General features: G+C 75.0%; 7 protein-coding genes. 3 read left to right on the forward strand and 4 right to left on the reverse strand.

What is annotated here, in order from left to right; genetic code table 11:
* Positions 1–193: 193 nt before the first annotated feature.
* Positions 194–625, reverse strand: a complete 432-nt coding sequence (gene dtd, locus GCU67_RS01475; RefSeq protein WP_163609309.1) for a D-aminoacyl-tRNA deacylase — start codon at positions 623–625, stop codon at positions 194–196.
* A 96-nt stretch (positions 626–721) separates the two neighbouring features.
* Here dtd and GCU67_RS01480 point away from each other — a divergent pair, with 96 nt between their 5' ends.
* Positions 722–1,282 carry a dihydrofolate reductase family protein gene (locus tag GCU67_RS01480; RefSeq protein ID WP_163609310.1) on the forward strand — a complete coding sequence of 187 codons (561 nt, stop codon included), beginning with the start codon at positions 722–724 and terminating at the stop codon, positions 1,280–1,282.
* Between the two features lies 1 nt (position 1,283).
* On the opposite strand, the gene GCU67_RS01485 is transcribed toward GCU67_RS01480, so the two are convergent.
* The gene (locus tag GCU67_RS01485) at positions 1,284–2,675 is read right to left on the reverse strand and encodes an RNB domain-containing ribonuclease (protein ID WP_163609311.1); all 1,392 of its coding nucleotides are present in this window, start codon (positions 2,673–2,675) and stop codon (positions 1,284–1,286) included.
* Between the two features lie 435 nt (positions 2,676–3,110).
* On the opposite strand from GCU67_RS01485, the gene GCU67_RS01490 reads away from it, so the two are divergent.
* Complete coding sequence (locus GCU67_RS01490; protein WP_163609312.1) at positions 3,111–3,455, forward strand: DUF3099 domain-containing protein; 345 nt, start codon at positions 3,111–3,113, stop codon at positions 3,453–3,455.
* Between the two features lie 120 nt (positions 3,456–3,575).
* Positions 3,576–3,803 (forward strand): DUF3039 domain-containing protein, encoded by a 228-nt coding sequence (locus GCU67_RS22230; RefSeq protein WP_163609313.1) that lies wholly within the window; start codon positions 3,576–3,578, stop codon positions 3,801–3,803.
* Positions 3,804–3,875: 72 nt separating this feature from the next.
* On the opposite strand, the gene GCU67_RS01500 is transcribed toward GCU67_RS22230, so the two are convergent.
* Entirely contained in the window at positions 3,876–4,928 is a 1,053-nt protein-coding gene (locus GCU67_RS01500; RefSeq protein WP_338104696.1) for a YihY/virulence factor BrkB family protein, read from the reverse strand.
* A gap of 74 nt (positions 4,929–5,002) precedes the next feature.
* On the reverse strand, positions 5,003–6,394 hold a 1,392-nt coding region (locus GCU67_RS01505), incomplete at its 5' end, for a VanW family protein (protein ID WP_211660562.1).

Raw genomic sequence — 6,394 nt, forward strand, 5'->3', positions numbered from 1 at the left:
TCCAGCCTTCTGTCCGGTGTGGTACGTCGTGTGCAACGGACCGGGGTGGGCCGGTGTTCCGGTGGTGCACAACTCACAGGCAACGGGCAGGTGTGTCGCTCGGCACCTGTCTGACGACTGCGGGTGGTCGAATGACAACGCTGTGATACCCGACGACGCGGCCGGCGAACATGCCGTCCGCGGACGGCTGCGCTCAGACCTCCAGCTGCAGGGTCATCGGCCCCTCGTTCACCGAGGCCACCGACATCCGGGCCCCGAACCGGCCAGTCTGCACCGCGGTGCCGCGGCGGACCAGCTCGCCGACCACCTCGGCCACCAGCGGCTCGGCCACCTCGCCGGGCGCGGCGTCGGCCCAGGAGGGACGCCGGCCCTTGCGGGTGTCGGCGTAGAGCGTGAACTGGCTGACCACCAGCACCGGCAGGCCCAGGTCACCGACCGAGCGGGCGCCGTCGTCGGTGGGGAACACCCGCAGCTCGTGCAGCTTGCGGCCCAGCAACCGGGCGCGGTCGGCGTCGTCGTCGCGGCCCACCCCGACCAGGGCGAGCAGCCCGGCGCCGATCGCCCCGACGACCTCGCCGTCCACCGTGACCGACGCCTGGCTGATCCGGGTGACCACCGCACGCACCGGCCCATCCTGCTCCGACCCCGGCCGGGCGATGAGTTCGGGGTCGGGCGAGGGTCCGAGTCGGCGGAGACCCACCTGCACCCGGAGGAGGACGACATGGCCAAGCTCATCTACTCGATGATCACCTCGCTCGACGGCTACGCCGAGGCGGCCGAGGGCGACCTCGGCTGGGGCGCGGCCGACGACGAGGAGGTGCACGACTACATCAGCGACCTCTTCCGCGACGTCGGGACCTACCTCTACGGCCGTCGGATGTACGACACGATGGTCTTCTGGGAGACCGCGGACGCCCTGCCGGAGGCGCCGCCGTTCGTCGTGCAGTACGCGCGCCAGTGGCAGGCCGCGGACAAGGTCGTCTGGTCCACGACGCTGGACCAGGTGTCGAGCGGGCGGACCAGGATCGAGCGCGCCTTCGACCCCGAGGCGGTCCGCCGGCTCAAGGCCGGGTCCGACCACGACCTGACCGTCGACGGCCCGACCCTCGCCGCCCAGGCGATCCGCGCCGGCCTCGTGGACGACTACCACCTGTTCCTCACCTCGACCGTGGTCGGCGGCGGGAAGCGCTTCTTCCCGGACGGCATGCGGTTGGACCTCGAGCTCGTCGAGCAGCGCCCCTTCGCCGGCGGGCTGCTCCACCTGCACTACCGCACCCGCTGAGTCAGTCCCCGGCGGGCGCGAACCGCACGGTGCGGGTGGCCGGGTCCGCCGTGGTCAGCCGCACCCGCACCCGCTCGCCCGGGGTGAGCCGGCCGTCGCAGCGGGCCTGCACGGCCAGCTCGGCGAGCACCACGGTCGACCGCTTGCCGTCCGCGTCGAGCACGACGGCGTCGAAGACCTCGCCGACCCGGCCGGCCAGCACGGTGGCCTCGACCAGGTCGATGACCGCGCGCTCGACCTCGTGCGTGCGCCGGTCGGAGGCGGCCATCAGTGCCGGCAGCCCCGGCAGTGCGGCCCGCAGCCCGGCGGCGGGCTCCTCGCCGGCGGCGAGTGCGAGGCAGACCTCGGTGCCGAACCGGTCGACCAGCCGGCGCAGCGGCGCGGTCACGTGCGCGTAGGGGGCACCGACGCCGCCGTGCCCGGGCTGGGCCGGCGGGGGGCCGTCGAAGGCGGTGTAGGCGGCGCCGCGCAGCAGGGAGACCGCGGCATCGAGGAAGGCGGCGTCGCGGGGGCGGGCGGGGTCCAGTGAGGCGACGACCTCACCCGGCCCGGCGCCGGCCGGCCACGCGACGCCCAGACCCGGGGCCAGCCGGCGCAGGGCGTCGACCGCGCCCGGGTCCGCCGGGGGCAGGGTGCGCAGCACGCCGACCCCGCCGTCGAGCATCAGCCGGGCCGCGCAGCGCCCGGTCAGGAGCGAGATCTGCGCGTTCCAGCCCTCGACGTCAGACTGGCCGCGGAAGGCGATCCGCCAGCCGCCGTCCGGCGCGGGCTCCACCTCCTGGGACGGCGTGCCCAGCTCGATCGCACCGCGGTCGCGGGCACGGGCCTGCAGCAGCCGGCCGATCTCGGGCAGCAGCTCCAGCTCCGGGGGCACCTGCCCGCCCACCGACTCGTAGTCCAGCTGGGCGCGGCTGCGGACCCGGGCCCGGCGCAGGTCCACCGCGGTCACCTCGCCGTCGCCGTCGAGGTCGATGGTCCACAGCGCGGCCGGCCGCAGCTGCCCGGGCAGCAGGCTGGCCGCCCCCTCCGACAGCTGGGGCGGGTGCAGCGGCGTCCGCCCGTCGGGGCAGTAGACGGTCTGGCCGCGGCGGCGCGCCTCGGCGTCGATCGCGCTGCCCAGCGGCACGAAGGCGCCGACGTCGGCGATCGCGTACGACACCCGGTACCCGGCCGCGGTGCGGGCCAGGTGCACCGCCTGGTCCAGGTCGCGGGCGCCGGGCGGGTCGATGGTGACCAGCGGGAGGTCGGTCGCATCGTGGTCGGGCAGCGGCGGGGAGGCGGCCACCCGCTCGGCCTCGGCCAGCACGTCGGCCGGGAACTCGGCGGGGACCCCGGCCTCCGCCCGGATCGCGTCGAGGTCGAGCGGTCCGGACACCTTCAGCACGCGAGCCACGGCGCCACCCTGGCACAGCGCGCCGTCCCGTTCCCGTCCTGCGCCGGCCGGGGGGGCTGCCCGGCCTCGGCGCGCAGGAGGGGCGGAGCCTGCGAGGCGAGCAGTACGGCGACACCCCGCCCGGCCGGCGGGAATCTCCCGCGGCCTGGCGAGGAGGGTGCGCGGCGGTCGGTCGCGGACCTCACCGGGCCGACGTCGCCGGACGGGGTCCGGGCCACCGAGCAGGCGCTGGAGGCGGCGGCCACGGCGTCGAGCACGGCAGCGCCGGGGTCGGCGGCCGCCGGGGAGTGACAGTGCGGACAGACCTGCCCGGGCAGCTGCATGGTGCACGATCGAGTGGCACGATGGGTGTCGGAGCCGGGGGCTCCGGGGCCGGTCGAACCACCCAGCCGACCACCGCCGCCCTTCCCCCGGCCCGGTCCAGGAAGGGCGTCCGTGGCCTCCAGCCAGTTCACCAGCCGACACGACCACAGTGAGCCGCTGCTCATCACCGAGGCCGAGCCGAGCCAGGCCGACCAGCACGCGGCCCGCAAGCGTCGCTACTCGATCACCATGGCGATCCGTGGCACCAGCCTGGTCGTCGCCGCGCTCACCGCGCAGTACTCGCTGTGGCTGATGGCCGTCTTCGCCGTCCTCGGCACGATCCTGCCGTGGATCGCCGTGGTCATGGCCAACGACCGGCCTCCGAAGAGGAAGCTCGACGTCAACCGGTACACCCCGCCGGCGCCGGACCGCATCCTCGAGTCCGGCAGCAGCAGGGCCCGCGTCATCGACATGTGAGCCCGGTCGGGCCCGGCGTGGACGCCGGTGCCCGGCCGTGCCCTGTCATCATGGACGGCGGTGCAGCGAGGGCCGGTGCCCTGCCGGCGACCGTCGCGCACCCCGATCCAGGGAGAGCCTGTGAGCAGCAGCGACATCCTCGAGCGTCCCGACGTCCGCGAGTCGGACACCGGCAACGCCAACGAGGTCTTCCACTACGTGAAGAAGAACAAGATCGCGGAGAGCGCCGTCATGGGCAACATGGTCGAGGCGCTGTGCGGCGAGGTCTTCCCGGTGACCAAGTCCCCGAAGCCCGGCAGCCCCGTCTGCCCGGCCTGCACAGAGGTCTACAACCAGCTCAAGAAATGAAGGACCCCCGTGCCCCCCGGTCCACGCTCCGCGCGGACCGGGACCCTGCACGGGGGCCGGAGCCGATGCGCGCTACGGGCGCAGGCCGAGGGCGCGGGCCTCGTGCTCGATGCGGGCCGCCCGTCGGCGCTGCCGGCGGCGGTCGTGCCGGCGGGGCCCGGCGGGCCACCGGGCCTCGATGGTGGCGTTGAGCTCCGCGCCCAGGATCAGGGACATGCCCAGCAGGAAGCAGAACAGCAGCGCCGCGATCGGGGCGGCGAGCGCGCCGTAGGGCAGCGCCGTGGTCAGGATGTCGGCGACGTAGCCGCGCAGCACCGTCGCCGCCGCGATGAAGAAGACGACGGCGAACACCGCCCCGGTCAGGTGCCGGTGCCAGGGGATCCGCCGCGGCAGGATCACGTGGTAGAAGCTCGTGATCGCCAGGATGAGCCCGACCACCACCAGCGGCCAGTAGACGGCGTTGACCAGCAGCGTCGCGGTGTCCTGCCACTCCTCCGGCAGCAAGGCGACGAGGGTGGTGCGCCCCAGCACCAGCAGCGGCAGGGTCAGCACCGCGAGCACCAGGCCGACGATGAACAGCCACAGGGCCATCAACCGGGTCCGGATCGGGCCCCGCACGTCGCGCTGGTCGTAGGCGATCACGATGGTGTTGAGGAACGTCGCCGTCGCCGACGAGCCGGCCCACAGGGACACCACGAAGCCCAGGCTGACGACGTCCAGCCGCCCCGAGCCGAGGATGTCCTCCAGCGTCGGGCGCACCAGGGTGTCGACGACGCCGGGCGTCAGTGCCTCCGCCGACGCGCGCACCAGGCTGTCCTCGATCTCGGCGACGGTGTCCGCGCCGATGAAGGAGCCCAGGTAGCCCAGCGAGCCCAGCAGCCCGATCAGCAGCGGCGGCACCGACAGCACCTGCCAGAAGGCGGCCTCGGCGGACAGCCCCAGGATGCGGTCGTGCCAGGCCTTGGCCGCGCTGCTGCCCAGGACCTGCAGCGGCACGCGCACCGGGGCCGGCCACCGGTCCAGCCGCCCCCGGCGCGGCGCGGGGGTGGGCTCAGCGACCTCCGAGGTGCTCCCCGACGGTGGGACGGCGGGCGCCGTCGAGCTGTGGGGAACGGCAGAGGCCACGGTCCCAGTGTGCACGGCCGGTCCCGGCACGGCGTCGTCCTCCCCGGGCTCCGCCTCCTTCGGGGGAGCCGTCCTCAGCGCCGGCGCCGGTGCGTGCGGGGGGCCGTGGCGGCGCGGTGCCCGGGACGACGACCGGCCGGCGTGGGCGGCGCCGGGGCGCTCGTCGTGGCCGGGGGCTGCTCCGCGCCGGGCGCGGCCGGCGCGGGCTCGGGGGCCGGCGGCGGGACGCAGCGGATGACGGCCTCGGCGGCGTAGCGGGTGTCGAAGTCCTCGCGGCGCAGCTCGGCGCCGCTGGTGAGGTCCTTGAACACCCGGGTCACGGTGATGTCGAACCCGGTCGAGCCCGACTGCGGGGTGCAGTTGCCGTCGTCGACCTTCTCCTGCACCGCGGGCTCGCGGGCGTTGCGGCGCTCACCGCTCACCGACTCGATCTCGTAGTACCGGGTGCCCCAGAAGCTGACCGTCAGCGCGCCGGGCACCCACTCGGTCTGCACGTAGATGCCGGTCTCGGTGTCGTTGCGCCACTGCAGGTCGATCTGGCCCTCGTACACCGTGGCCTCGCGGCCGGCCGGGTAGCGGCTGATGTAGAAGCTGTGCGGCTTGTGGAAGACGTCCTCGAGCCCGGCGAAGAACACCGCGTTGAACATCGTGGTGGCGAACTGGCTGATGCCGCCGCCCACCGCCTGCGACAGCTCGCCACGGCTGATCACCGCGGCCGGCACGTAGCCCTGGGCGGTGCCGCGCGGGCCGGTGTAGTCGTTGAGGCTGAAGGTCTCCCCGGGCCGCACGAGCGCGCCGTCGACCTCCTCGGCGACGACCCGGATGTTCGTCCCGCTCGCGGTGTTGGTGAACCGGGTGGTGAAGTCGCTGACCTTCTCCCGGATCCCCAGCGCCTGCGCCTGCTCGGTGGTGAAGGCGGCCGGCACGGGGCCCAGCGCAGGCGTCACCGACCGCGGGGCCGGGTCGTCGAGGACCGGCATCAGCTGGGCGGCGAGGTCGGCGGGGTCGATGCCCTGACCGTCGACCGAGGGGACGACGGAGACGGTGTCCCCGCTGACCTCGAAGCGGGCGTCCTGGGCGGGGGAGCCGAAGACGGCGAGGTCGCCGCCCATCGCGTCCTGCAGCGCGGCCGGGTCGACCGCGACGGCCAGCGTGCCGTCGTCGGCGGGGGTGAAGGTCAGCGAAGCGGCGATCGCGCTCGGCGGCAGCTCGACGGGGGAGCCGCCCGGGGAGCCGGCGACGGACACCGGGGCGGCCAGCGCGGGCGTCACCACGGCGTCCAGCACCCGCTGGGCCTCCGCCGTGGCCACGCGCGGGGTGGCGACGGTGACGGGCAGCTCGACGGGCGTGGCCGGGTCGGCGCCGGAGGACAGCGCGGCGGTGAGCGCCTGGGCCGCGCCGGCCCGGTCCAGGGTGCGCCCGTCGGCGGGCTCGACCAGCCGGGGCGTCGTCCCGTCGATCTCGAT

It is taken from the genome of Modestobacter muralis, assembly GCF_010682105.1.
Lineage (GTDB): Bacteria > Actinomycetota > Actinomycetes > Mycobacteriales > Geodermatophilaceae > Modestobacter > Modestobacter muralis.

Bases quoted from the DNA above. Each gene is read 5' to 3' on its own strand.
- GCU67_RS01480 (WP_163609310.1), top strand. From the start codon at position 722: ATGGCCAAGCTCATCTACTCGATGATCACCTCGCTCGACGGCTACGCC.